The organism is Paraburkholderia sp. NMBU_R16, assembly GCF_013282575.1.
GTDB lineage: Bacteria > Pseudomonadota > Gammaproteobacteria > Burkholderiales > Burkholderiaceae > Trinickia.
In genome coordinates this window covers 92,803-119,039 of the sequence record NZ_JAAAYE010000005.1, presented here as the reverse complement: position 1 = coordinate 119,039, position 26,237 = coordinate 92,803, and the positions used below count along the sequence as shown (strand labels likewise).

Genomic DNA, 26,237 nt, shown 5'->3' with positions numbered 1-26,237 from the left:
TTGCGTCAGTTGGGGCGGCTAACTGGAATTGGGCGGCGAAAGGACGAGACCTCGATGATGCTCAAACCGCTTGCCAATCGCAAGCGGTGCCGGCGCCAAGGCGCCGGTCCGGGCGGAGCGCTAGAGAAGCGATCGACGAGTTCGCCCGGTGCATGGCGGGGCTGACCGCGCCCCGCCATACACCGCGGCGGCAACCACGCGATCAGGCCGTTTCGAGCGACGGGTAGTCGATGTAGCCGGCAGGACCTTCACTGTAGAACGTCGATGGGTTCGGCTGGTTCAGCGATGCGCCGAGCCTGAAGCGTTCGGGCAAATCCGGATTGGCGATGAAGAGCTGTCCCCAGGCTACGGCGTCCGCCTCGCCCGCGTCGAGCGTGTGCTGGGCCGATTCCTGCGTGAATTTCTCGTTCGCAATGTAAACGCCGCCGAATGCCTCCTTCAGCATCGGGCCGATCCGGTTCTCGCCGAGCGCTTCGCGCGCGCAGATGAAGGCAATGCCGCGCTTGCCGAGCTCGCGCGCGACGTAGCCGAATGTCGCAGCCGGGTTCGAGTCGCTCATCGAATGGGAGTCACCGCGCGGAGCAAGATGGACTCCAACTCGGCTTGCGCCCCACACAGCGATGCATTCGTCGACAACCTCGAGCAGCAAACGGGCGCGATTCTCGATGGGGCCGCCATAGGCGTCGGTGCGGCGATTGGTACCGTCTTGCAGGAACTGGTCGAGCAAGTAGCCGTTCGCGCCATGGACTTCGACGCCGTCGAAACCCGCTGCTTTCGCATTCTCGGCGCCCTTACGAAACGCCGCGACGACGTCGCGGATTTCCTCGAGCTCGAGCGCGCGCGGCGTGACATAGGGCTGCTGGGGCCGCACGAGGCTGACATGGCCATTGGGGGCGATTGCGCTCGGCGCGACGGGCAACTCGCCGTTCAGGAACATGGGGTGCGAGACTCGCCCCACATGCCAGAGCTGCAGGAAGATGCGCCCGCCGGCCGCGTGCACGGCTTCGGTCACCTGCTTCCATCCGGCCACCTGCTCGTCGGACCAGATGCCGGGCGTGGCGGCATAGCCCACACCTTGCGGCGTCACCGAAGTGGCTTCGCTGAGGATGAGTCCGGCCGATGCGCGATCGGCATAGTACTGGGCCATCAGCGCGTTCGGCACGCGGACGGCGCCTGCGCGTTGACGCGTGAGCGGCGCCATGATGATGCGGTTGGGCAGTGTCAGATCGCCGACGACGAGCGGATCGAAAAGTGTTGGCATGGCTTGGAGTCCTCTTCTTTGGCGTGGCTTGTGGCCGCGTGCCTGTCAAGTTGGGTTGAGTCGGATACGTTCGTGCAGGTCTGGGGCGGGTCGGCGCGTCGGCTTCGGTTTCGTCGATTCACAAATCCGTGCCGAGGGCATCGAGAAACGCTCGAATGACAGGCTCGTTGCGCTTGAAAAAGCACCACTGGCCAATGCGCTTCACAGTCACGAGCCCCGCACCTTGCAGCGTCGCGAGATGCGCCGAGCAGCTCGACTGCGACAAACCGCAACGCAGATTGATCTGCCCGGCGCACACGCCGTGGTCGAACGGCAGCTCCTGGTCCGGAAAATTCGCTTCCGGCTCCTTGAGCCAGTTCAGGATCTCGCGGCGCACGGGGTTGGCGAGCGCCTTGTGAATGGCATCGATGTCTATGTTCATGTCGAGCGGTTACCCCATCGCGATCCGGCGGAAGAGCCGGATCACCATGAGGCGAATCATATATCGGAATTAGACGATATGTCTTAACCCCACGCTCGAAGGGGTCTTGCCGCTTCGACGGTCTTCAGACGCGGCCGGGCTTGCCGAGGTAATCGAACTTGCCGATCTCCACGCCGTTGTGCCGCAAAATGCCGTACGCCGTCGTGACATGAAAGAAAAAATTCGGCAGCGCGAAGTGCAGCAGGTAGTTCAACCCTGGAAACTCGAGCACCCCGTCGCGCATGTTCAGCTTGACGATGCGTTCGTCGCTGCCTTCGAGCTTGGAGGCGTCGAAATCCTGCAGATAGGCGATCGTCTTGGCGATGCGCTCGTCGAGCTCCTCGAACGTCGTTTCCGAATCGGGAAAACTCGGCGGCTCGACAGCCGCCAGGCGCGCGACGCAGAACTTTGCGGCATCCGAGGCGATCTGGATTTGGCGGGTGAGCGGATGCATGTCGGGATAGAGGCGGCTCGCCAGTAAAACGGCAGGGTCGATCTTCTTCGACTCGGCATGGGCGCGCGCCTTGGTCAGGATGGCGCGCAGGTTCGTCAGCCCCCGGACGAATACAGGCACGGACGCTTGATACATGGAAAGAGACATGTCCCGGTTCCTCGTGTAAATGGGTGCTTCGCATCATATGCCGGCTGCATGATCTTTGCTCGGAGCCCGCCCGGCGCGGCGCACCGCCCGATTCCAGCTCCCGTTCGGCCAGGCGAGAGCACAAGCGATGCCTCATCCGCACGGCATGCACTACACTTTGAGCACTCGTCCGACGATTGGGTGCCGGATGGCAACGAATGCCGGCCACCGGCGCCTGACCTACCGAAACGGAGAGGAACTGCGAAGGGGCGGTTCGGTCGGAGCTTCGACGTAATCCTTCCTGAGGAGCGTCAATTCATGACAAAAGAAAGAGAGCAGCTCGTCGGTAGCCATCGCGAGCCGGTTGAGGGTTCCACGCGTCTCGGTCCATGCGATCCGGGCCAAATGCTGCAGGTGGTGGTCACATTGCGCCGGCGCGACGAGCACGCGCTGGAGCAGACGGTGCAAAAGATTGCGCGCGGCGAAACGCAGGAGCCGTTGACGCGGGAAGCGTTCGCCACCCGGTTCGGCGCAGCGGACGACGATCTAGCGAAGGTCGAGGCGTTCGCGAAAGAATACGGTCTGCGCGTGGCAAAGCGAGACGCCGCGGCTGCTGCCGTCACGCTCGAGGGCACCGTCGAGCGCTTTCAGCAAGCGTTCGGTGTGGAGCTCGCGCATTACGAGCATCCGGAGTTGGGCGGCTTTCGCGGCCGTACCGGCAGCGTGAGCATCCCGCAGGACCTCAGCGGAGTGGTGACAGCCGTGCTCGGTCTCGACGATCGTCCGCAGGCCCGCCCTCATTTCCGGATGTCGGTGCCCCCCATCGGGCCTCGCCGCGCAGCGCCGCACACCGCGGGCTTCACGCCGCTGCAACTGGCGCAGATCTATGATTTTCCGTCCGGCAGCGACGGTAGCGGTCAATGTATCGGCGTCATCGAACTGGGCGGCGGCTACGACGAGTCAGACCTCGAGCAGTATTTCAAAGAATTGGGACTGCGGCCGAACCCGCAAGTGATTTCCGTGGCCGTGGGTACGGGTGCGAATGCGCCCACGGGCGATCCTTCCGGGCCCGATGGAGAGGTGACGCTCGATATCGAAATTGCCGGGGCAATCGCCCCCGGCGCGAAGATCGCCGTGTATTTCGCGCCCAACAGCGACGCCGGGTTTGTCGCTGCACTCAAGCAGGCCATCCACGATACGAAAAACAAGCCCTCCGTCATTTCGATCAGCTGGGGGGCGCCCGAATCGAGCTGGACGGCCCAAGCGTTGTCGCAATTCGATCAGGCGCTCAAGGACGCCGCGGCGCTGGGTGTCACCGTTTGCGCGGCTTCGGGGGACAGCGGATCGAGCGACGAAGCGGGCAGTGGTGACGTCGTCGATTTCCCCGCGTCGAGCCAGTACGCGCTGGCCTGCGGAGGAACGCACGTCGTGGCACGCGGCGCGGGCAGCACCGGCGCTTCGATCGCAGAGGAAGTCGTCTGGAACGACGGAGCGGCTGGCGGCGCGACCGGCGGTGGCGTCAGCGCACGGTTCCCGGTGCCGACGTGGCAGCGCGGGCTGAACGTCGTTCGGACGGACGGCTCGCCGCAGAGCTCCCTCACCGGCCGCGGAGTGCCCGACGTGGCCGCCGACGCTTCGCCGAGTACGGGCTACCGCGTGCTCGTCGCCGGTCAATCGGCGGTCGTGGGCGGCACGAGCGCCGTCGCGCCGCTCTTCGCGGGACTCATTGCCCGCATCAACGCGTCCCGCGCGAAACCGGTCGGCTGGGTTCAGCCGAAGCTCTATAGCCATCCGGACGCGTTTCACGACATCACGCAGGGCAACAACGGTACGTTCGCGGCCGCGCGTGGCTGGGATGCCTGCACGGGGCTGGGCAGCCCGGACGGCCAAAAAATCGCGGCGGCGTTGGGCGGTACGGGCAGTACGTGACGGTGCGGGATTCATCAAGTTTCGCTGCGATGGAAGGACGGTTTTTCATCGCAGCGCGAGAAGCGTGAAGTCGATCTGCAGGCAAGGACAGACAACAGTTGGCCAACATGGCCGGCCGCGCGAGGCGATGCGCCGGCTCACTCGATATGGAGCGATCACGATGAACCCCGATACCGGTTCCGCAAGTCCGCAAACGTCGCACCACAATGCCCAGACGCCTTCGTCCGGCCGAGCGTCGCTGGGGCGTCCGTTGCACCTCGGCGGTTCTGCAGGCGAGGATGAGCCGTTTTTCGATTCCGTCGCCTACGGCAATGGCCCTGACGACTCCGTCTCCGATACCACGGAAGCCGCTGCCGTCACCCACCACACGATCATGCTCGGCGGGCGCTCGCTCGCCTACACGGCGACGGCCGGCCACCTCGTCACCGTCGACGAGAGCACCTCGCAGCCGAACGCGAAGATGTTCTACGTGGCTTTTACCGAAGACGGCCAGTCGGAGGAATCGCGGCCGGTGACATTCTTCTATAACGGCGGTCCGGGCTCCTCATCGGTCTTCGTCCTGTTGGGATCGTTTGCGCCCAAACGTATCAAGACGTCGATGCCGAACTTCACGCCGCCGGCGCCCTATCAACTCGAGGACAATTCCGACAGTCTGCTCGACAAAAGCGATCTGGTTTTCATCAACCCTGTCGGTACCGGTTATTCGGCAGCCGTCGCTCCGCATACGAACAAGGAGTTCTGGGGCGTCGATCAGGATGCACGGTCCATCAAGCAATTCATCAAGCGGTATCTGACGAAGAACCAGCGATGGAATTCGCCGAAATATCTGTTCGGCGAATCGTACGGCACCGCGCGCAGTTGCGTGCTGGCTTATCTGCTGCATGAAGACGGCGTCGATCTGAACGGCGTCACACTGCAATCGTCGATTCTCGATTACGCACAGGCCGGCAACCCCGTTGGTGCATTGCCGACGGCAGCGGCCGATGCCTGGTACCACAAACGGCTAGGCGTGAGCCCGACGCCGACGAATCTCGTCGATTTTCTCGAGGAAGTCGCCCAGTTCGCGCGCACCGATTACCTCTCGGCACTGCGTAAATTCCCGCAGACCGACGACGCCGTCGTCGAGAAACTCTCGCAGTACACGGGCATCGACAAGGCGACGCTGATTGCATGGGGGCTCGATATCGCGGGCTACGACAGCCGAGGCAATTCGCTCTTTCTGACCTCGCTGCTCAAGGCGAAGGGGCAGGCGTTGGGCGCCTACGACGGTCGCGTGACCGGCATCGACACGGGCATTGCCGGCCAGGTCGATCCGAACTCGGGCGGCAACGATCCGACCATGACGGCCGTCTCGGGTGTCTACACGACGATGTGGAACACGTATCTGAACGAGCAGCTGAAATACACGTCGACTTCCGCCTTCACCGACCTCAATGACCAGACGTTCAAGCATTGGGATTTCAAGCATACCGATCCGACCGGCGCGCAAAAGGGCATCGACGGCAAAGGCAACGTCATTCTCTATACGGCCGGCGACCTTGCGGCAGTCATGGCATTGAACGTCGACCTGAAGGTACTATCGGCCAACGGTGTCTACGATTTCGTTACGCCGTTCTATCAGACGGTCATCGATTTGCAGGTCATGCCGCTACTCGACAAGAAGGTTCGCGAGAACTTGTCGGCCACGTTTTACCCGTCGGGTCACATGGTCTATCTCGACGGCGGTTCCCGCACTGCGCTCAAGGCCGATCTCGCCAAACTCTATGACAGGACGACAGCCGACAAACCCGCGATGGAGCGTATCCGCTCGCTTCAGGCGCGTCGCAAAGCGTAGTCACGGCCGCGGGACACGCCCGTCCGGGCCATGGCAGGCGTGTGGACAGGCTGTGCTTCGACACGCGACCTCGCTTCGGCGCGTGTTCGGGGTGTCGGCAATGGCGATCGTCGTGGCAGGCATGGCGGGGGCGGTATTTGCAGCCCCCGCCATGCAAACCCGCGCATCGGGCGCTTCGGTATCCTCTGCATCGGCTGCATCGGCTGCATCGGCTGCATCGGCTGCATCGACTGCATCAGCCGCATCAGCCGCATCAGCCGCATCAGCCGCCGCCGCGGCGAGCGCCGCAACTCGTAACGCCGCAATTGTAGCGGCGCTCGATCCGCGCGGTGCATTGCACCTTGCCGATGTCTTCGAGCGTGAAGTGACACGCCGCCTGAACGTACCCGACGCTGCTCGACGCGCCTACGGCACGCGCTTGCAGCAACAGCTTGCGGCTCATGGCCTGGGTGGACTGTCGAAGCAATATGTCGTGCTGGTGGACCGCGCCCCCAATGTGCAGGCGCTTTTCATCTATTTCCGCGGTAATCCGTCCGAGAGTTGGCGCATGCTCGGGGCGTCGCCCGTCGCAACGGGCCTGCCCGGGCGTTATGAACATTTCGTGACGCCGCTCGGCGTGTTCGAGCATAGTCCGCGAAACATGGACTATCGAGCGGAGGGCACGATGAACGAAAACGGCATCCGCGGATATGGTGCGCGCGGCATGCGTATCTTCGATTTCGGCTGGACGGATGGCGAACGCGGATGGGGCAAAGGCGGTGTTTCGCCGATGCGTTTTCAAATGCACGCGACAGATCCCGATAAGCTGGAACCGTTGCTCGGCATTCGCCATTCGAAGGGGTGCGTGCGCATTCCCGGTTCGCTCGATGCGTTTTTGGACCGCTATGGCGTGCTCGATGCCGATTACGAAGCGCTCGCCGATTCGGGCGACGTGGTTCGCGTGTTGTCGCCGGAGCGCGAAGCGATGCCGTGGGCTGGCCGCTATCTGGTCGTCGTCGATTCGGGTAGTCGGACTCGTCCGGCCTGGGCGCCGCCGCCGCGGCCGGACGTACGGGCGAAGATGCCCGACGCAGCCGATACGGCCGATTGAGCCAACTTCAGACGAGCGGTCAACTGCCCGGGCAGAGTACCAACGGGTGCTCGCGCTGCTGTCAGGGCCAATGCGGCAGCCAGGTCAGCACTGCCCCCAGCACGACGCCGAACACCGCACACACCCACAGCAGGCGACGCGTGCGCCGTTGCTCGCGCCGCAGGCTTTCGAGCCACGCGGCCGGGGCTGTCGTTTCGCCTCGCTGCTGGATATGCTCGAGCCGGTGCGCCAACATGAGCGGCAATCGCGGCACGATCGACGCCAAGTGCGGGAATTCGCGCGAAAGACGTTTCATCCATCCGCGGTGATCGGAGTCTTTGCGCGCGAGCGCGGCCAGGGCATCTTCGGCGATGCTCCAGGTATCGAGCGCGGGGGCGAGCGCGCGCGCGAGCGTCTCGGCGCGCGCGAGAGAATCGCTTGCGAGTTTCAGCGACGAGGGCGTGCCGCCACCGAACGGTTCGACCGCTTCCAGCAGATGGCGAAGCAACCCCGCAGCCATCCGTTTGCGGCCGGGCAAGGCGAATTGCGGTTCGCTGCGCGTGCGCAATTCGCCTTCGAGCCGCTCTGTCCGTGCATGAGGTTCGACGTGTCCCGCATGGTGATGCAACTCGGCAGCGCGGCCGTAATCGCGTTTGAAGAACGCCGTCGCCCCATGCACGAAGAATTCCCGCTCCGGTTCGGTCAGGCTCGACATGATCGTGCAGTCCGCGAGGACGAGCCGCCCGAGCGTCGCCGGTTCGATGCTGACACGCGCGCGCTCGGCGGTGAGTGCTGCATGAAAGAAGCCGTGCTCGAATGCTTGTTCGACTGCAATGGCGACGGTGTTCTCGGCGAGCTGTTCGAGATTCACGCCATGCCGGCGCAAATCGTCCAGATCGATGAGAGGCAGGGTGGCAATGCGTTCGATCACGAGCATGCGATCGGTGCTGAGCGGCCAGACAACGTTGGGAACGGCCAGGCGCGTGTCGTTGCTGAAGTGACGGCCCGTCTGCGAAAGATTCGCCGCTTCCATGGGCAAATCGAAGCGGCGCGCGATGTCGGCTGCAAGCGATTCGCCCAACGCGCGCAGACGCAGCTCGCGCGCAGCGGGGAAAAAGCGTTCCGCGAAACGCGCGAGCCATTGCAGTACCGCCAGGTCGTCCCCGATCTGCTGGACCTGACGGACGCGCAGCAACTTGACGACGACATCTGCTTCTGCGCGTGCACTATCGGTTGCCCGCAAGCGGGCGGCGTGAACCTGAACGGCGAGCCCGCTCTCGAGCGGCGTTGCATCGAAAGCGGCGAACACCTCTTCGAGCGGCCGGCCGATTGCCGCTCGCAATGCGGTTCGCGCTTCTTGCCCAGTGAGAGGGGTGTTCAATTCCGTCTGCATGCGGCCAACGGCATCGAGCATGTCATGGACGGTCTGTAACATCCGTCCGGGTTGGGCGGCCACGCCTGCCGCATAGGCGCTCACGAGCGGCCCGAGCTGAGGCAAGGCGCGATGCAGCGCCGCTCGCCCGCTGGGCGCCGCGTGGACACGGGCGGCGAGCGCGACGATCCAGCGTAGCTCGTGATCGCGCGGCGCGGCCGCAAGCACGAGCCGTGCGCCATACCGAAGCACGCAAAAAAGGACGAGCAGGCGGCGAAACAGTGTGCGCATGAGATATGCGTCAGACGAATTAGGCCAAGAGGAGTCGATAAGAATGCCATGCGCCCCGGGCGCGTGCCTGCGGCGCACGCACAAAGGTACGAGCATATCGGGGAATGGTTACTTGTAAAGATGCTGCTGCTTTGCACAACAAGAAAAAGCGCAATCGACCCTAAAGGTCTCACATACCGCTGCCGTAAAGCGATTGTCGGGTGAACCCTACCCGGCACAACGTGCGCGACTCGAATTTTGCCGCTGGAAGACTCGCCTGCCGTTGTTGTCACTCTATGAGAGAGTCAACGATGTCGCATCACATTTTCCGCCGTCTGCTGCCCAGGCCCGTTGCCGTGGATCTGGGAACCGCCAACACGTTGATCTATATGCACGGCAAGGGCATCGTACTGAATCAGCCGTCGGTGGTGTGCTTTCAGAAGACGCCGAGCCCGGGCGCGGGCCGGGTGGCGGCCGTGGGCGAGGAGGCCAAGCAACTGCTCGGTCGTTCGCCCACGAATCTCGAGGCCATCCGACCGATGCGGCATGGCGTGATCGCAGACTTTGCCGCTGCCGAACACATGTTCCGCGAGTTCGTCGAGATGGCCCGGTTGCGCTCCGTTTTCGGCCTTCGCGCCGAATTCACGATCTGTGTGCCGTGCTCCGCGACGCAGGTCGAGCGGCGCGCGATTCGCGAGGCGGCGCTCGCCGCCGGCGCCGCGAAGGTCAGCCTCATCGACGAATCGCTCGCCGCCGCCGTCGGAGCCGGCTTGCCCGTCGGGGAGGCGCGCGGATCGATGGTCGTGGACATGGGCGGGGGAACCACCGAGGTGGCTGTGGTGTCGCTCGGCGGTGTCGCTTATCAAGGCTTCGTGCGTATCGGGGGCGATCAATTCGATGCCGCGATCGTGTCGTACGTCCGTAGCCTCTACGGCGTCGTGCTGGGCGACCAAACGGCCGAGCATGTCAAAAAGACGATCGGCTCCGCGACGCTCGATGTGCCGACAGAACGGGCGCGCGCGATCGGCCGCAGCCTCGTCGACGGTCTGCCGCGCACGATCGAGCTATCGAACCACGATGTCGCGGAAGCCCTGGCCGCACCGCTTCGCCCGGTGGTCGACGCGATCAAGCTCGCGCTCGAAAACGCGCCGCCCGAACTCGTCACCGATATCGCCCATAGCGGAATGGTCCTCACGGGTGGCGGCGCGCTGCTCGCCAACCTCGATAAGCGGCTTGCCGAGGAAACCGGGCTCGCCGTGCGCGTCGCTCACGAGCCGCTCACCTGTGCCGTACGCGGAGCAAGCGCGGCCGCGAGTTGCGTCGACGCCGCCTCGTTCGGCTGATCCCGCTACAGGTTGCCGGAGCCCGCGCACGGGTGCTCCGCGCGCCGCACGCGACGGGGGCCGGCTTAGTCTAGTGCTTCGCGGCGGTGTTACCATCGCCGCTTTCACCGGCATTGCGGCCAGGCAGACACCCATCCATGGCAACGATCAGCCAGATCAACGTTTATCCCATCAAATCCTGCGCGGGCATTGCGCTCGACGAGGCGCGCATGTTTGCGCACGGGCTCGAATACGACCGGCATTGGATGCTCGTCGATACCAGCGGCCGGTTCGTGACGCAGCGGACGATGCCGCGTATGGCGCTGATCGAGCCGGAGTTCGCGGGCGGCGAGCTCGTCGTTCGGGCGCCGGGTCGAGCGCCGTTTCGTACGCCGTTGGACGCAGCGGTACTGTCCGATGCCGAACGCATCGAAGTCACCGTCTGGCGCAGCACGTTGAACGCGCTCGATGTGGGCGGCGAGGCAGCGCAGTGGTTCTCGGCGTTCCTCGGCGCATCATTGAGGCTCGTACGGTTCGATCCGGCCGCGCAACGCATCGCGAACCGCGACTGGACCGGAGACACGGTCGCACCGCTTCGTTTTGCAGACGGCTACCCGCTGCTCGTGATCGGCCAGGCGTCGCTCGACGATCTCAACGCGCGGCTCGCGAAGAAAGGCGTCGATGCCATCCCGATGAATCGCTTCCGGCCCAATCTCGTGCTGAGCGGCATCGAGGCGTATGAGGAGGACTACATCGATACGCTGCGGATCGAGACGGCTGCCGGCGCGATTGGATTGCAGTTCGTCAAGCCGTGCACGCGCTGCCCCATTCCGACGATCGATCAACTCAGCGGCGCCCCCGATCCGCGATGGCCTCACGAGCCTACGGATACGATGAGCGCCTACCGCGCCGACAGTCGCGTCGACGGGCAAGTGACGTTCGGACAGAACGCCGTCATCGCCGAGGGCGCCGGCACCGTGCTCGCCGCAGGCTGCGATGCATCGCTCGAGCTGCGCTTCGACAACTGATGCGGATGCCAGCGCCAATGTCCTCCCGTCCCTCCATGCTCGCACCCGCTTCCGATCTGCGTTTCATCGAACTTGGCAGCGGCTTGCGCATGCCTTACGTCGAACGCGGCACCGGCGAACTGCTTCTCTTCGTGCATGGCTCGCTATGCGATTACCGTTATTGGCAGCCGCAGCTCGCCGGATTGTCCGGTCACTTTCGATGCGTGGCGGTGAGCCTCACGCACTACTGGCCGCTGGGCGGGCTGCCCGGCACGGTGCCTTTCAGCTGGAGCCGTCACGCGGACGAGCTCGCCGAGTTCATCGACAAGCTCGGCGCGGGCCCGGCCCACATGGTCGCGCATTCGCGCGGCGGTTGCGTCGCGTTTCATTTCGCATTGCGGTACCCCGAGCGCCTGCGTACGCTGACGCTCGCCGATCCCGGCGGCCCGCTGCAGACGCCGGGACAGGCGCTCGCGATTCTGCCCGAGACCGTCAACGCGCTGCGCGCGCATGCGGCGATGCTGATCGAGGCCGGCGAAGTCGAGGCGGGCCTGGAGCTGTTCGTCGATTCCGTCAGCCGCGTCGGCTCGTGGGCGAAGAGCACCCCGGCCTTCAGGACGATGGCGATGGACAATGCCGATACTTTGCCGCGCCAGTTCGCCGACCCCTTGCCGGCGTACACTCGTGATGCGGCCGCGCAGGTCGTATGCCCGACGTTGCTGATCGACGGAGAAAAGAGTCCCGAGCTGTTTCGTCGCAACGTTGCCGCGTTCGTCGACTGGCTGCCGGATACGCGGCGTCACACGATCCGCGGTGCCTCGCATGGCATGAACCTCGCGCACCCTGCCGCATTCAATCGACACGTCGAGGCGTTCATCCGCGAGCAGGCATAGTCTAGCGGGCACCGCTCTTGCGGCACGGCGGAGCCGGCACGCCATCCCACATTTGTTCTTTGCCTTCGCGTATCGCTTTCTACAATCGAGAAGAGCCAACGTCAGGAGCCACACGATGCTGGATACCGAAGTTCCGGATTTAGTGACACGAGCGGGCGGTCCGACCGAACATCAGCCCGACGGCGCGTTCATTGCCCCCGAGCACCCTTACGTCGCACGCACGAGCCAATACGTACTGAAATCGGGCGACGCTTTCGTCGTCAACGACCCATTGGGCGACGTCAACGGTTTCGACGACGGCCTTTTCGTCAACGACACCCGCACACTTTCGCAGCTTCGCCTGACCTTCGGCGGGCGGGCGCCTTCGCTGCTCTCAGGCAATGTCAGCAGTGACAACACTTCGTTTACGGCACACCTGACGAACCGGCCGCTGCCGCCGGTGGGCGGCGAGTTCACGCCTGAAGGCGTCATACACGTCGAGCGCATGCGCGTACTCGCCGGTACGGTGCTTTACGAAGCGATTACGCTCACCAATTACGGCTCGACCGAGGCGGTCGTGCCGTTGTCGATCTCATTCGGCTGCGACTTCAAGGATATGTTCGAGGTGCGTGGGCTCTCGCGGCCGAAGCGAGGCACCATTGCGGCCCCTGTCGTGGGTCGCGACGAAGTGCGGCTCAGCTATACCGGTCTCGATTGCGTCGAGCGCTCCGTTCGAATTGCATTCGCACCGCAGCCCGATCAGCTTGCGCAGGATCGGGCCGATTACTCGATCACGCTCTCGGCGCAGGCCTGTGTGTCGATTTATTTGTCGGTCGCGGTCGATGCGCACAAGCTCGCGGCGGCCACCTGTTCCGAGCCACCGGGCGCGCAGGTCGCACAGCCGCCGCACAGCCGCCATCCGGCGCATCTGACGCAAATCGATGCCGTGCGCCCGCGCGTGGGCCGTGCCGCCGTGCGCGCGGCACTTGCAAGCGCGCACTTGTCGATGCGCGAGCGGCGCCGGGCGACGGCCCGCATCCGGACGAGCAACCCGCTTTTCAACGGATGGCTCGAGCGTTCGTTTGCGGACCTCGGCCTGCTGACGACCGATTTGCCGACTGGCCCTTATCCTTACGCCGGTATCCCGTGGTTTTCGACGCCATTCGGACGCGATGCGATCGTGACCTCGCTGCAGATGCTTTGGCTGCAGCCGTGGCTGGCGCGCGGTGTACTGCGCTTTCTGGCCGAATATCAGGCGCGCGAGGATTCCGCCTTTCGCGACGCATCGGCGGGCAAGATCATGCACGAGATGCGCAAGAGCGAAATGGCTGGAACCGGCGAGGTGCCGTTTGCGCTTTACTACGGGGGTGTCGACACCACACCGCTTTTCGTCGTGCTGGCCGGCGCGTATTTCGCGCGTACGGCTGACGAGGCGTTCATCGACGAACTGTGGCCCGCGCTCGAGCGAGCCGCGCAGTGGGTGGCCGGCGTCTGCGATAGAAATCCGCACGGACTCGTCGATTACCAGTCCACCTCCGATCGCGGGTTGGCGAATCAAGGATGGAAGGACAGCCACGATTCGGTGTTCCATGCCGATGGACGGATGCCGGACGGGCCGATCGCACTCGTCGAGGTTCAGGCCTACGCCTGCGCCGCTTTCGACACGATGGCAAAGCTTGCCGCACGGCGCGGGCTCGTCGATGCGGCGGCGCGTTATGCCGCACGCTCGGAAACCTTGCGTGAGCGCGTCGAAGCGCTGTTCTGGATGCCCGAGGCGAACTTTTACGGCATAGCGCTCGACGGTCATGGCGAATTGTGTCGCGTGCTGGCTTCGAATGCCGGTCACCTGCTTGCATTCGGGCTGCCGTCGCGCGAGCGGGGCGAGGCGGTGGCAAGCAAGCTGGAATCGACGCAGTTTCATACCGGTTGGGGCGTGCGTACGCTGGCCGCGAATCAGCCGCGTTTCAACCCGATGTCGTATCACAACGGCTCCGTCTGGCCGCACGACAACGCGTTATGCGCGCGCGGGCTCGCACGCTACGGCGACAAACCGGCGGCGGTGCGCTTGCTGCAGGCGCTGTTCGAGGCGGCAGTGAACTTCGATATGCGATTGCCCGAGCTGTTTTGCGGCTTCATGCGTCAGCGCGGCGAGCCGCCCACGGCCTATCCCGTGGCCTGCCTCCCGCAGGCATGGGCGGCCGGCGCGCCGTTCATGATGCTGGAGGCCTGTCTGGGCCTGACGATCGATGCGCAGCGCGAGCAGATCCTGATCGAACAGCCAGCATTGCCCGAGGGAATCGACTGGCTCGAAGTGGGCAACCTCCGTGTGGGTCGCAAGACCGTCACGATCACGTTCAGTCGGGTGGGCGGCAAGATCGTCGCGTCGGCGGACAAGTCAGATGTGCGCGTAGCGGCGGTGTTGTAGCGGGGGCGCCGGCCTGGCGTGAGTGCCGGGCCGGCGCGGCGCCTCCGCTTCATCTTCGCGGCGATGGCTTTGCGGCTTGAATTATTGACTGATGGGTCATATTATCGCCGCATGACTAACGCTATACGATCCCGCAAATCCGGCAACGAGCCGCGCGCAGCGCGAGGCCGGCCACGTGAATTCGACGTCGACGAGGTGCTCGATCGCGCGAGCCGGACGTTTTGGAACCACGGCTACCACGCGACTTCGATCGACGATCTTTGCGAAGCCACCGGCGTGCTGCGAGGCAGTCTGTACGGAGTCTTCGGCGACAAGCACGGCCTTTTGCTGGCGGCAGTCGACCATTACTCCGAGGGAGTCATCGCGCGTTTGGCCGAGCGCCTGAGCGCCGGGGGATCGGCAACGGAGTCGCTGCGCGAGGCCCTGCTGCACTACGCGAAAATCACGAATGCGCTCTCGGGGCAGCGCAGTTGCTTCATCACGAACACAACGCTCGAAATGCAGGCCGACGATGCCGAACTGCGCGAAAAGATCGAGTCGTTCCACCGGCGCACGACGACGCTGCTGACCGCGGCGGTGATCCGCGGTCAGGCGGCGGGCGAATTCGACCCGTCGCTGGATGAAGGCGAGGTCGGCCGTTACCTGCTGTGTGTGACACAGGGGTTGCGCGTCATGAGCAAGGTGGTCGATGACGAAGCCCAGTTGGCCGATGTAGTCGATCTGGCGCTACGCTCGCTGACTTGAGAATAGCGACCGAGCAGTCATGAAAGCGGTGTGCGGCGAGCGTATCGAGTAACGCCGCGTTCTCGCCGAGCACCGCTTGGCGGAGCCATTCGCTCAACGAAATTCGAAACGGTTTCCCTCGAGCCGCCGCGTCGCGGCTTCCCCGGATTTCGGCTGCCAATTGGGCAAGATCTCAGGACCGAACAACGTCGACGTGCCGGTTTTGCCGTTGATCGAGCTTCCCGCCTTGATGCGCTGCATCGAGAAGCCGTCATGCCGGATTTGCGCGCTGAGCGGAGCCGGCATCGAGAACGTTTCGGGTTCGGTCGCTTGTGCCAGCAGCGGCACTGCGCCGAGCAGGCAAGCGGCGCCGAGTGAGCGAATGCAAGTTGAGAACATGGCTGCACCCCATTATCGGAGAGAGAACGAAGTTTGCCGTTGCACGCGCCTGGGCCTATTCGCGTTTCGCGTCGACCCCCTCTGGCTCGGAAACGCGTGCGCAATGAGATTAGGAAGGGAACCTTAAAAATGCCTTAAGGCTCAGGGAACAGAGCCAGCTTCGAGCGCCAGCAGCGCGAACGTCGCGAGCCAATGCTCGCCCATGTAATCGCCGGCCACATGGGCGAGCGCCGCTTGCAAATGTCGCTCGGCCGCATCTTCGAGCCGCGCGCGGCGCACATCGGCAGGCAAAAGCGCTTGCGCAATCGACCGCTGACACCACGCTCGACTCAGATTCAGTCCATCCAGATGAGCGATCTTGCCGTCGCTTCGATCGGTCACCGTCGCGGGGATGAACAATGTGGCAGGCTCGCCCTCCCGCAGTCGCGGCAGGAACCGATCGAGCCAACGTTCGAACTCCGCGGCGTGCAGTGCGCGTTGCATCAATTGCGCTTCCACCAGCGAGGGCGAAAGAAAATCGTCGCCGCCGGGCTCCCACGCCTGGCAAGCCGCGTCGTTCGCATACCATCGTTTCGCCGTATCGACGATCAACTCGGCAAACTTCGAACGCCCGGTCGTGCGCGCAAAATCGAGCGCCAGTGAAAGCGCAAATGCCGTGTTGAAATGCGTGCCCACGCGCACCGGATAGCTCGCTTTGGGCAAAAACACTTCGAAACGCTCGACAAAGGCATCGGTCATCGGTGCAATCGTGCGCGACCAACGCGCGGCGTCGCCCCCCCGCATCGCATGAAGGTGGCCGGCGAGCGCGAGCAGCCACGCCCAGCCGTACGGACGTTCGAATCCGAGATTGTGAGGAAGGCTCAGATAGGCGAGCTCGCCCGCGACGTTCGCATCGGTGAAATGGGCGTCAACGACGGCTTTGACCGCCGGCGCCTCGGGTAAATCGGGAAAACGCGTCACCAACCGCAGCAGCATCCAATACCCGTGTACGCACGAATGCCAATCGTAGCTGCCATAAAAAATCGGATGCAGCTGACGCGGCGTGCGAACGTCTTCAGGACCGGCAAGCGAATGCGTCAGCTTGTTGGGGTACTCGCGCGTCAGATGGGCGAGGGCCAGCTTGGCGAATGTCGAGGCGAGCTCGCGCGTGAGAACGGTAGTCATCGGCTTGTCGAGCCAAAGGGAACGGTGCGCCAACGATACCGCCCGTGCCCCGGACGCGGCAAGCATCTGTTGACCTGCCACGCCCTCACTGTTCGGTCGTTGCCTTCTTGCTCGCGCGCCTGCCGTTGCCGGGCGATTTCGGCATGCGTCTCGCCATGACTGTGGACGCTTCGAAACGACGCATCGCATCGTCGAGATCTTCCTTGAGCCGGCTCAGCGCGGTCACGTCCGGCTGCGGCGGCTGCAGCGCAGTCCAGAGCACGTCGACGAGCTGTTCGGCCGTCGCGTCGATATCCGCGCCACGGTGTGCGAGCGTCGCGTCCCAAAGCACATGCTCCATCGGGCCGAATACGAACGAGCGCATGAGCCGAAGCGGCATATCGGTGCGGATGTGTCCCGCTTGCTGCCCATGCGCGAGAACGCGCATGAGCGGCGCCGTATAGCGCCGCTGCAGCCCAGTCAACTCGTCGCCGAGCGCGTGATGCTTCGTGCGCCCCTCCGAGAGCACGAGCGAGCAAAGACCCGTGCCGTGCACCAGCATGAGCCGCACATGCATGCGCACGATGAAGGCGAACTGCTGGCGCGTCGTGCCGTTGCGCGGCAGCCCCGTTTCAATGGCCGCGATGATCTCGTCGTACCAATCGGAAATGACGCGCACGCACAATTCGCGTTTGCCGCGAAAGTAGCTGAAGACGGTGGCCTCGGAGACGCCGACGCGTTGTGCGATTTCCGCCGTCGTCGTGCGCTCGTACCCCTTTTCAGAAAACACCTCTCGCCCCGCCTGAAGGATGTCCTTCACGCGTTGCTGCGACTTGCGTCCGGACGGCTGACGCCGTGTACCGCCAGCTTCGACCTTCAGATCGTCCATTCGTCCATTGTTTGAGTCTGGTTCAAGTCCTCCCCCTTCGGAGGTGCGATGATCGCGATGATAGCACTGTGCTGCCTATGGTAGACGGTCTGTGAGGAAAAGTGAGTACCACTCAGAAAAACCTATTGACGCTTACGTAAATGTGGCGTGAAATGCGCGGTGATCGAGTGCGCGATCCGCGCCTCTTGCCCGACCAAGGCGGCGTACGACGCCGCCCAGACTGGAGAAGCTGAATGAACGACCCCCACGCTCTCTTTCGTTCGCCGCCCCCCGAGGGGGCGGATGCCTCCCTTGGAGCGGCCCAGCGGGAGGCATCATGAGCAACGTGCCTGGATTGCAGTTCGCGCTCGGCGAAGAAATCGACATGCTGCGCGATACGCTGGCCAACTTCGCCGCGAAGGAGATCGCCCCGCGTGCGGCCGAGGTGGATCGCACCGATCAATTTCCAATGGACCTCTGGCGCAAGTTCGGCGAACTTGGCGTGCTCGGCATGACGGTCTCCGAGGAATACGGCGGCGCGAACATGGGCTACGTGGCACATATGGTCGCGATGGAGGAGATCTCGCGCGCCTCGGCGTCGGTGGGGCTCTCGTATGGCGCTCATTCGAATCTGTGCGTCAATCAGATTCACCGCAACGGTACCGAAGCGCAAAAGCAAAAATACCTGCCGAAGCTCGTTTCCGGCGAGCACGTCGGCGCGTTGGCGATGAGCGAGCCCAACGCCGGGTCGGACGTCGTCAGCATGAAGCTGCGCGCGGACAAGCGCGGCGACCGTTATGTGCTGAACGGCACGAAGATGTGGATCACGAACGGTCCCGATTCCGACACGCTCGTCGTCTATGCCAAGACCGATATCGAAGCCGGTTCTCGCGGCATCACGGCGTTCATCGTCGAAAAAGGCATGAAGGGCTTCTCGGTGGCGCAAAAGCTCGACAAGCTCGGCATGCGTGGCTCGCATACGGGCGAGCTCGTCTTCGTGGATGTCGAGGTCCCCGAAGAAAACATCCTCGGCCGTCTGAACGGCGGCGTGAACGTGCTGATGAGCGGCCTCGATTACGAACGCGCCGTGCTGGCCGGCGGTCCGACGGGCATCATGCTTGCCTGTATGGATGCCGTCGTTCCGTATATTCACGATCGCAAGCAATTCGGTCAGGCGATCGGCGAATTTCAACTGATTCAGGGCAAGGTCGCGGACATGTACACGACGCTGCAAGCCTGCCGTGCGTATCTGTACGCCGTGGGCCGTCAGCTCGATACGCTCGGCAAGGAACACGTACGTCAAGTTCGCAAGGATTGCGCGGGCGTCATTCTCTATACCGCGGAGAAAGCGACATGGATGGCCGGCGAGGCGATCCAGATCCTCGGCGGCAACGGCTATATCAACGAGTATCCGGTCGGCCGGCTTTGGCGCGACGCAAAGCTTTATGAAATCGGCGCGGGCACGAGCGAGGTGCGCCGCATGTTGATCGGCCGCGAGCTTTTTGCCGAAACCGCCTGACGCATCCCGACATTCGCGCCGCGAACGGAGTATTCCCCTCATGCCGATCATCGAAAGCAAGCTGAATCCGCGCTCCGACGAATTCCGCGCCAACGCCGCGGCGCTCGAAGCGCTCGTTGCCGATTTGCAGCAGAAAGTGGCGCATCTTGCATTGGGTGGCGGGGCCGCGGCGCGCGACAAGCACGTGTCGCGCGGGAAGCTCCTGCCGCGCGATCGCATCGCGCAACTGCTCGACCCCGGTACGCCGTTTCTCGAGTTTTCGCAGCTCGCGGCCTTCGGCATGTATCACGATGCGGCACCCGGAGCCGGCATCATTACCGGCATCGGCCGCATCGCACAGCAGGAATGCGTGATCGTCTGCAACGATGCGACCGTCAAAGGCGGCACTTACTACCCGATGACGGTCAAGAAGCATGTGCGCGCGCAGGAGATCGCCGCCGAAAACCGGTTGCCGTGCGTCTACCTCGTCGACTCGGGCGGCGCCAATCTGCCGAACCAGGACGACGTATTCCCCGATCGCGATCATTTCGGGCGCATTTTCTACAACCAGGCCAATCTGTCGGCGGCTGGTATCGCACAGATCGCGGTGGTGATGGGCTCGTGCACGGCGGGTGGCGCATATGTGCCCGCAATGAGCGACGAATCGATCATCGTCAAGAATCAAGGCACGATCTTCCTCGGCGGGCCGCCGCTCGTGAAGGCGGCCACGGGCGAGGAGGTCAGCGCGGAAGATCTGGGCGGCGGCGATGTCCATACGCGTCTGTCGGGTGTCGTCGATCATCTCGCGCAAAACGACGCGCACGCGCTCGCGCTCGCGCGGAGCATCGTCGGCAAGCTCAACCGCGTGAAGGTACCGCCCATCGCACTGCGTGAACCGAAGCCGCCGCGCTACGACGCAAAGAGCATCTACGGCGTCATTCCGGTGGATACACGCAAACCGTTCGACATTCGCGAGATCATCGCGCGCGTCGTCGACGATTCCGAATTCGACGAGTTCAAGGCGCGCTACGGCACGACGCTCGTCACGGGCTTCGCCCATATCTGGGGCCATCCGGTCGGCATCGTGGCGAACAACGGCATTCTGTTCTCGGAGTCCGCGCTCAAGGGCACGCATTTCATCGAGCTTTGCTGTCAGCGCAAGATTCCGCTCGTGTTCTTGCAGAACATCACAGGCTTCATGGTCGGGCGCAAGTACGAGAACGAAGGAATTGCGCGCAACGGTGCCAAGATGGTCACGGCGGTCGCGACGGCCAACGTGCCGAAGTTCACGGTCATCATCGGCGGCTCGTTCGGTGCGGGCAACTACGGCATGTGCGGGCGAGCCTACTCGCCGCGGTTTCTCTGGATGTGGCCCAACGCGCGCATCTCCGTCATGGGCGGCGAGCAGGCCGCGTCGGTGCTGGCGACGGTCAAGCGCGACGGTATCGAAGCGAAGGGCGGCACGTGGAGCGCCGACGAGGAAGAAGCGTTCAAGAAACCGATTCGCGACCAGTACGAACACCAGGGACATCCCTATTACGCGAGCGCGCGTCTTTGGGACGACGGTGTGATCGATCCGGCTCAAACGCGCGACGTGCTGGGTCTCGGCCTATCGGCGGCGATGAATGCACCGATCGGCGACACGCGCTTCGGCGTGTTCCGGATGTGATCCGCAATCGAAAAGAAGCGGACTTCGAAACGAACGGACGAGGAGCCCTCGATGCAATACAGCACGCTTGAGCTAGCGATTTCCGGGCACGTCGCGACGGTGACGCTCGCTCGCCCGGAAGTGCGCAACGCATTCAACGAGACGATGATCGCCGAGCTGACCGATGTGTTTTCGCGTCTACAGACGCGCGACGATGTGCGAGCGATCGTGCTCGCGGCCAACGGTCCGGCATTTTGCGCGGGCGCCGATCTGAACTGGATGAAAAAGATGGCGTCGTTCTCCGACGAGGAGAATCGCGCCGACGCGCGGCGGCTCGCCGACATGCTGGCAGCCGTCTATCGCTCGACGAAACCGGTCATCGCACGCGTGTCTGGCGATGCGTATGCGGGCGGCGTGGGGCTCGTCGCTGCGTGCGACATCGTCGTCGCCGTCGAGACGGCACGCTTTTGCCTGTCCGAAGCGCGCTTGGGATTGATTGCCGCGACTATTTCACCGTACGTTATCCGGGCGCTCGGCGAGCGTGCCTGCCGCCGCTATTTCACGACGGCGGAGCCGTTCGAGTGCGCGGCTGCCTGCCGGTTCGGGCTCGTTCACGAAGCCGTGCCGGCCGATGCGCTCGATGCCGCTGTGCAAAAGCTCGCCGCCACGCTCTGCGCGAATGGCCCCCAGGCCGTGCGCGAATCGAAACGGCTCGTGCAGGATGTCGCGGGCCACGTACTGGACGAAGTGCTGATCGACGATACGGCCGCGCGCATTGCCGCCATTCGGGCGAGCGACGAAGGCCGCGAAGGGGTGGCCGCGTTCCTCGAGAAGCGGGCGCCGGCCTGGCGCGATTGATCCACGATCCGGCAAGACACGGCGGCGCGACGCGCACTCCCATTGCGAGACCTCACATGTTCAACAAGATCCTGATTGCGAACCGCGGCGAGATTGCCTGTCGTGTCGCGGCGACCTGCCGCCGGCTCGGCGTGGCGAGCGTCGCCGTGTATTCGGACGCCGATGCCAGTGCGAAGCATGTCGCCGCATGCGACGAAGCGGTGCATATCGGTGCCTCGCCGGCGGCCGAAAGCTATCTGCGCATCGAGCGGATCATCGATGCCGCGCTGAAGACGGGCGCGCAGGCCATTCATCCCGGCTATGGATTTCTTTCGGAGAACGAAGCATTCGCCGAAGCCTGCGAAGCCGCCGGGATCGTCTTCATCGGGCCGCCGGTGTCGGCCATCGCGGCCATGGGATCGAAGGCCGCGGCCAAAGCGCTGATGCAATCGGCGGCGGTTCCGCTCGTGCCCGGCTACCACGGCGACGATCAGGACCCCGAACGATTGCGCCGCGAGGCCGATGCGATCGGCTATCCCGTCCTGCTGAAGGCGAGCGCGGGCGGTGGCGGCAAGGGGATGCGTGTAGTGGACAAGCACGAGGATTTCGCGGCCGCGCTCGCGTCATGCAAGCGCGAGGCGGCGAGCAGCTTCGGCAACGATCGCATTCTCATCGAGAAATACCTGCTTCGACCTCGGCACGTCGAGGTGCAGGTATTCGCCGATCGCCACGGCGGTGCGGTCTACCTGTTCGATCGCGATTGCTCGGTGCAGCGGCGTCACCAGAAAGTACTCGAGGAAGCGCCCGCGCCGGGGCTCGAGGCGGACGTTCGTCGAGCGATGGGCGAAGCTGCCGTCGCGGCGGCGCGCGCGGTGTCGTACGTGGGCGCCGGCACCGTCGAGTTCATCATGACCGGCACGGCGTTCTACTTCATGGAGATGAACACGCGCCTGCAGGTCGAGCATCCCGTTACCGAAATGGTGACGGGGCTCGATCTGGTCGAATGGCAGTTGCGCGTGGCGGCCGGAGAGCCGCTGCCATTGCGGCAGGACCAGTTGAAGGTCGATGGTCACGCCATCGAAGCGCGCGTTTATGCGGAGAATCCGGCGCGCGGCTTTTTGCCTTCGACGGGCACACTCAAGTATCTGCGGATGCCGGCAAGCGTCGAGTTCACGATCGGCGAGCCGCGGCGCGCGGCAGTGCGCATCGATAGCGGCGTGCGCGAAGGCGATACGATCACGCCGTTTTACGACCCGATGATCGCGAAGGTGATCGTACACGGCGCGAGCCGGGACGAGGCGCTTGCGCGTATGGACCGCGCATTGCAAGCCTGCGAAGCGGTCGGCCCGCAAACGAATATCGAATTCCTGCGGCGCATCGTGACGTGTCCGCCGTTCGCCTCGGCTGAACTCGATACGGGCCTCATCGAGCGTCACCACGATGCGCTGTTCGCTCGCACCGAGAAGCCGTTCAAGGAAGCGCTGGCGCTTGCTTGCGCAGCGCTGCTGACGCGCGAAGGCGGCACCGCGCATGGCGCATCTGTCTGGGATGCGCTATCGCATTGGCGTCTGAACGGCGGCTATCGACAGACGATCGAATGGCGTGCGATCGAAGACGATGCGCCTTGCAAGGTCGTCTATACCCGCGATGGTTCCGTTCGCGCACTCGAGCATGAACGATGGACAGAGCCCTTCGACTGGTGGCGCGAGGCGCAGCCTCACGGCTACGGGGTACGCATTGGCGACGTTCGAACGACGGGCCGGGTTTTTATCGATGGCGATACGTTCCATGTCTTTTGCTTCGGTACATCGCTCGCGTTCGAGTGGACGAACCTGCTAGCGCATGCGGCGGATGCCGAGCACGGCGAGGGGCGCTTGACTGCCCCGATGCCGGGCAAGGTGATCGCGGTGCTCGTCGAGGCGGGCGCCGTTGTGGAAAAAGGCGCACCGCTGATCGTCATGGAGGCCATGAAGATGGAACATACGATCGGCGCGCCCGCCGCTGGGAAGGTCTCGGAGGTGCTGTATGGCGTCGGCGATCAGGTGGCCGACGGAGCGCAGCTGCTTGTCATGGAGACGGGGGGCTGACGGCGGCTAGAGCCTGGGCAGATATTGCGTGTAGTAGCGCGCCGTCGCTTCGAGCAATTCCAACTGTTGCCGCAGATATTCGCCGATCATCGGCAGGTGCGGCGAGATCTGCGACGGAGGAACGTGGCCCGACATCGCCAGCGCGGCCGTCACCTGCATGCAGTGCTGCCGGATCTCCCCCACCCTGAGCAACAGGGTCTCGCCTTGTTGCACCGCTTCCGACTTATAGCTTGAACCGCGCAACGCCGGTTCGAGCATTGCGTATGCTTCGTTTACGGTCTGCTCCGTTGTACCGATCAGCGCATGCATCGTCACGATACCGTCATGCCATGGATCGTCGGGTACCGCGGCGAGCCGGGCCATGGTTTGATCGAGCTGCGCCTGCGCTTGCAGCAATAAAGCTTTTGCGGCGCCAACCTGTTCGAGCCCGCCGAGGATTTGTTGGCGGGCTTCGTCGACAGATGTCAATGCAGAGCCGGAGAAACCGAGCGTCACATGTCGCGGCGCCGCTGCGACGCTGTCGCTCGTTGGTGGCGTGCCGGGCGCTTGGCCGGCCGCAACCTCGTCGGCTTGCGTCGAGCGGCCCGATGTAGACATTTCCTTGGCGGTCGAAGGCACAACGAACGAGTCGAGCGGACCACTGACGACGCACGCTTCACCATCGTAGGTCGTGCGTACCGGCTCGCCGTGATAGCGGGCAATGAGGTTCTCGAATTCGACGGCCTTCATCTCCTCGGCCAACTCGGCTTGATCGTTGGGTTCGGGCCTACGGCGCGTCGCATGCGAAAACTCGTGCCCCAACTGCAGTGCCGGGCTGAGAATGCCACCTTCGTAAAGCACGCCCATTCTCGGGTTCCAGCGGATCATGCGAGGAAAGCCGTACTCGGTTGGCCCGTGGGGATCGACCATGATCGTCAGCCGGCGCTTGCCGTATTCGACGCGGCGAACGACTTCGCGCACCTGCGGCACCTGCTCGATGTAGTCGAGGGCATTCACGACCTGCTGAACCTCTTCCGGCGTTCCGACCACGACAAAGCCGCCGACTTTCACCGACGGTCGGGAAGTGTCCCATATCGAGGGCCCGATTGCCTTGATTTCCCGCTGCACAGGCGGAAGACGGCGAACCTCAGGCGCGTCAGGCTTCCGTTGGTGTCTGTTTCCTGGCGATGGCGACGCACGCTCATCGCCGTGGCGTTGGGCGTCACGAGCGTATTGTGCCCGCAGGCGGCGTAAGCCGAAGCCGCCTTTGGCAAGTCGGCTCGGCGGCGTACCGCTCGCGATCTGCTCCGGCGGACCCAAGCCTTGGAACTCGTGCCGACGCGCGACTCCCGACGGATGATCGCGTGTCGCGAAACGGGGGTTCTCCTGCGATAGGCTCGTGCACGCGGAGTGGGGAGCTTGTGCGGGAATGCGTGGCATTGAGGACTCCGTGGTGCAGCTGGGTTGTCGGCCCACGACGCAACAGCGTTGATGCGGCACTGTACCGCCTGACGGCGAAGCCCCCCGCGCGAGCGCGAAAGGCCGTATGTGTGCGCGCAATCGAAGGCGGGCCGCCGCACGGGGCGCTCGCTTCGGAGCGCTTTGACGACCCGTCTCGATCGCCGCTCTCAATGCGCTCCGCGCAGTGCCTCGAGTACGGCTTTCACCTCGATGGGTGGCGAATCGGAACCGCAGTTGTGATCCCCGGCGTTTTGTTCGTCGACAAGCCCGTCCTCGCCTTCGTTGGCGTGATGGAGCAGCGATAGATAGACCTCGCGATCCGCGCACCCGAAGTGAACGCGGTGACAGGTGCCCTGATAGTCGTCGTAGTAGATGGCCTTGCGCCGCTCGATCGCTTCGTTCTTGGCGAGCGTGCGCGAGAATGTCTTCGTTGGCTGGCCATCGGAGGCGGTGTCCTCGGTGCATGACATGTCGAGCCGCTCGTAGAACCCCGTCGCTTTAGCATGCGACCGCAAGCTGAACCGAATCCGCTGCTGATCCGAGAGTAGACTTGCGGTGGCGTGGCGTACTGCCGCGTTCAGCGTCTGTATGCCCCAGTTCGCGGGCCGATGCTGTGTGTCCTGCTCCCCGCGTCTTTCGGGGGGAACACACAGCACATGGAGCTGGACATCCTTGACGATGCCGCCCGGCGTATCGCCCGCTGTGTGGGTCGACGCCTGTTCGTACGCGAACGCGCCCACGATGCGCGCCGGAGCGTACGGCTTGTTGCCGTCGGCACCGGCGTCCCAGCACACATAGCGTTGCATGGCGGGGGGCCGCGGACGTGTCTTGACGAACTTGTCCGCATCTTCTCTCTGGTGCGTCGGCCCGTCGTGCAAGGGATAGTACTCGCCGTAGCGCCAGTAATCGTCGGCATGAGTCCAGTCCGGTTGGCACATGTTTCCGATGACATGATCGAAACCGTCTTCGCTGCGTAATCGAGTCAATTTGACCGAGCCGACGGTCTTGGTACCCGCCTCGGTGACCGCGACGCTTTTGCATTTGATTTCGGCGGCCACGATGCGCGGCATGCAGCCGAGCGCGCCGGCGATGGCGACGAGTCCGCTCGCAATGATGTGCTTTCTCATGTCGATGGAGCGCTTCATGGTTAGTTCTCCTATGGAATGGATCGATCCCGCATCGATGCGCTTGGC

General features: G+C 64.0%; 21 protein-coding genes. 12 read left to right on the top strand and 9 right to left on the bottom strand.

The window, feature by feature from the left end:
• Window positions 1-202: 202 nt before the first annotated feature.
• The 3 genes from GWC77_RS04025 to GWC77_RS04015 form a co-directional block, all read right to left on the bottom strand.
• Complete coding sequence (locus GWC77_RS04025; RefSeq protein WP_173255576.1) at window positions 203-1,261, bottom strand: alkene reductase; 1,059 nt, start codon at window positions 1,259-1,261, stop codon at window positions 203-205.
• 118 nt (window positions 1,262-1,379) lie between these two features.
• Window positions 1,380-1,682, bottom strand: coding sequence for a helix-turn-helix transcriptional regulator (locus GWC77_RS04020; protein WP_173255575.1), 303 nt, complete (start codon window positions 1,680-1,682; stop codon window positions 1,380-1,382).
• A gap of 124 nt (window positions 1,683-1,806) precedes the next feature.
• The gene (locus GWC77_RS04015) at window positions 1,807-2,322 is read right to left on the bottom strand and encodes a DUF1993 family protein (protein ID WP_173255574.1); all 516 of its coding nucleotides are present in this window, start codon (window positions 2,320-2,322) and stop codon (window positions 1,807-1,809) included.
• A gap of 297 nt (window positions 2,323-2,619) precedes the next feature.
• Here GWC77_RS04015 and GWC77_RS04010 point away from each other — a divergent pair, with 297 nt between their 5' ends.
• The 3 genes from GWC77_RS04010 to GWC77_RS04000 all read left to right on the top strand — a co-directional run bounded on the left by GWC77_RS04010 (window position 2,620) and on the right by GWC77_RS04000 (window position 7,154).
• Window positions 2,620-4,230 carry a protease pro-enzyme activation domain-containing protein gene (locus GWC77_RS04010; RefSeq protein WP_173255573.1) on the top strand — a complete coding sequence of 537 codons (1,611 nt, stop codon included), beginning with the start codon at window positions 2,620-2,622 and terminating at the stop codon, window positions 4,228-4,230.
• A gap of 160 nt (window positions 4,231-4,390) precedes the next feature.
• Complete coding sequence (locus GWC77_RS04005; RefSeq protein ID WP_173255572.1) at window positions 4,391-6,064, top strand: S10 family peptidase; 1,674 nt, start codon at window positions 4,391-4,393, stop codon at window positions 6,062-6,064.
• Window positions 6,065-6,116: 52 nt separating this feature from the next.
• Window positions 6,117-7,154 carry a L,D-transpeptidase gene (locus GWC77_RS04000; RefSeq protein WP_367948990.1) on the top strand — a complete coding sequence of 346 codons (1,038 nt, stop codon included), beginning with the start codon at window positions 6,117-6,119 and terminating at the stop codon, window positions 7,152-7,154.
• Between the two features lie 61 nt (window positions 7,155-7,215).
• Here GWC77_RS04000 and GWC77_RS03995 read toward each other — a convergent pair whose 3' ends face one another.
• Window positions 7,216-8,796 (bottom strand): AarF/ABC1/UbiB kinase family protein, encoded by a 1,581-nt coding sequence (locus tag GWC77_RS03995; protein ID WP_173255571.1) that lies wholly within the window; start codon window positions 8,794-8,796, stop codon window positions 7,216-7,218.
• A 290-nt stretch (window positions 8,797-9,086) separates the two neighbouring features.
• Here GWC77_RS03995 and GWC77_RS03990 point away from each other — a divergent pair, with 290 nt between their 5' ends.
• The 5 genes from GWC77_RS03990 (at window position 9,087) to GWC77_RS03970 (ending at window position 15,145) form a co-directional block, all read left to right on the top strand.
• On the top strand, window positions 9,087-10,118 hold the full coding sequence (locus tag GWC77_RS03990) for a rod shape-determining protein (protein WP_173255570.1): 1,032 nt from the start codon (window positions 9,087-9,089) through the stop codon (window positions 10,116-10,118).
• A 137-nt stretch (window positions 10,119-10,255) separates the two neighbouring features.
• The gene (locus GWC77_RS03985; RefSeq protein ID WP_173255569.1) at window positions 10,256-11,125 is read left to right on the top strand and encodes an MOSC domain-containing protein; all 870 of its coding nucleotides are present in this window, start codon (window positions 10,256-10,258) and stop codon (window positions 11,123-11,125) included.
• A gap of 89 nt (window positions 11,126-11,214) precedes the next feature.
• Entirely contained in the window at window positions 11,215-11,997 is a 783-nt protein-coding gene (locus tag GWC77_RS03980; RefSeq protein ID WP_173255605.1) for an alpha/beta fold hydrolase, read from the top strand.
• 115 nt (window positions 11,998-12,112) lie between these two features.
• Window positions 12,113-14,401 (top strand): amylo-alpha-1,6-glucosidase, encoded by a 2,289-nt coding sequence (locus GWC77_RS03975; RefSeq protein ID WP_173255568.1) that lies wholly within the window; start codon window positions 12,113-12,115, stop codon window positions 14,399-14,401.
• A 111-nt stretch (window positions 14,402-14,512) separates the two neighbouring features.
• Entirely contained in the window at window positions 14,513-15,145 is a 633-nt protein-coding gene (locus GWC77_RS03970) for a TetR/AcrR family transcriptional regulator (RefSeq protein WP_173255567.1), read from the top strand.
• 93 nt (window positions 15,146-15,238) lie between these two features.
• Here GWC77_RS03970 and GWC77_RS03965 read toward each other — a convergent pair whose 3' ends face one another.
• The 3 genes from GWC77_RS03965 to GWC77_RS03955 form a co-directional block, all read right to left on the bottom strand.
• Complete coding sequence (locus GWC77_RS03965) at window positions 15,239-15,523, bottom strand: hypothetical protein (RefSeq protein ID WP_173255566.1); 285 nt, start codon at window positions 15,521-15,523, stop codon at window positions 15,239-15,241.
• A gap of 141 nt (window positions 15,524-15,664) precedes the next feature.
• Window positions 15,665-16,687 carry a DUF2891 domain-containing protein gene (locus tag GWC77_RS03960; protein WP_173255565.1) on the bottom strand — a complete coding sequence of 341 codons (1,023 nt, stop codon included), beginning with the start codon at window positions 16,685-16,687 and terminating at the stop codon, window positions 15,665-15,667.
• Between the two features lie 85 nt (window positions 16,688-16,772).
• Complete coding sequence (locus GWC77_RS03955) at window positions 16,773-17,555, bottom strand: TetR/AcrR family transcriptional regulator (protein ID WP_173255564.1); 783 nt, start codon at window positions 17,553-17,555, stop codon at window positions 16,773-16,775.
• A gap of 316 nt (window positions 17,556-17,871) precedes the next feature.
• On the opposite strand from GWC77_RS03955, the gene GWC77_RS03950 reads away from it, so the two are divergent.
• From GWC77_RS03950 to GWC77_RS03935, 4 genes are read left to right on the top strand one after another with little or no spacing between them, the layout of a single operon-like run.
• On the top strand, window positions 17,872-19,053 hold the full coding sequence (locus GWC77_RS03950; protein ID WP_173255563.1) for an isovaleryl-CoA dehydrogenase: 1,182 nt from the start codon (window positions 17,872-17,874) through the stop codon (window positions 19,051-19,053).
• A gap of 40 nt (window positions 19,054-19,093) precedes the next feature.
• Window positions 19,094-20,701: a carboxyl transferase domain-containing protein gene (locus GWC77_RS03945; RefSeq protein ID WP_173255562.1), complete on the top strand. Its 1,608-nt coding sequence runs from the start codon at window positions 19,094-19,096 to the stop codon at window positions 20,699-20,701.
• A gap of 51 nt (window positions 20,702-20,752) precedes the next feature.
• Window positions 20,753-21,538, top strand: a complete 786-nt coding sequence (locus GWC77_RS03940) for an enoyl-CoA hydratase/isomerase family protein (RefSeq protein WP_173255561.1) — start codon at window positions 20,753-20,755, stop codon at window positions 21,536-21,538.
• A gap of 56 nt (window positions 21,539-21,594) precedes the next feature.
• Window positions 21,595-23,604: an acetyl/propionyl/methylcrotonyl-CoA carboxylase subunit alpha gene (locus GWC77_RS03935; protein ID WP_173255560.1), complete on the top strand. Its 2,010-nt coding sequence runs from the start codon at window positions 21,595-21,597 to the stop codon at window positions 23,602-23,604.
• 6 nt (window positions 23,605-23,610) lie between these two features.
• Here GWC77_RS03935 and GWC77_RS03930 read toward each other — a convergent pair whose 3' ends face one another.
• Both GWC77_RS03930 and GWC77_RS03925 read right to left on the bottom strand, forming a co-directional pair.
• The gene (locus GWC77_RS03930) at window positions 23,611-24,654 is read right to left on the bottom strand and encodes a hypothetical protein (RefSeq protein ID WP_173255559.1); all 1,044 of its coding nucleotides are present in this window, start codon (window positions 24,652-24,654) and stop codon (window positions 23,611-23,613) included.
• Window positions 24,655-25,211: 557 nt separating this feature from the next.
• Window positions 25,212-26,189: a hypothetical protein gene (locus tag GWC77_RS03925; RefSeq protein WP_173255558.1), complete on the bottom strand. Its 978-nt coding sequence runs from the start codon at window positions 26,187-26,189 to the stop codon at window positions 25,212-25,214.
• Window positions 26,190-26,237: the final 48 nt, after the last annotated feature.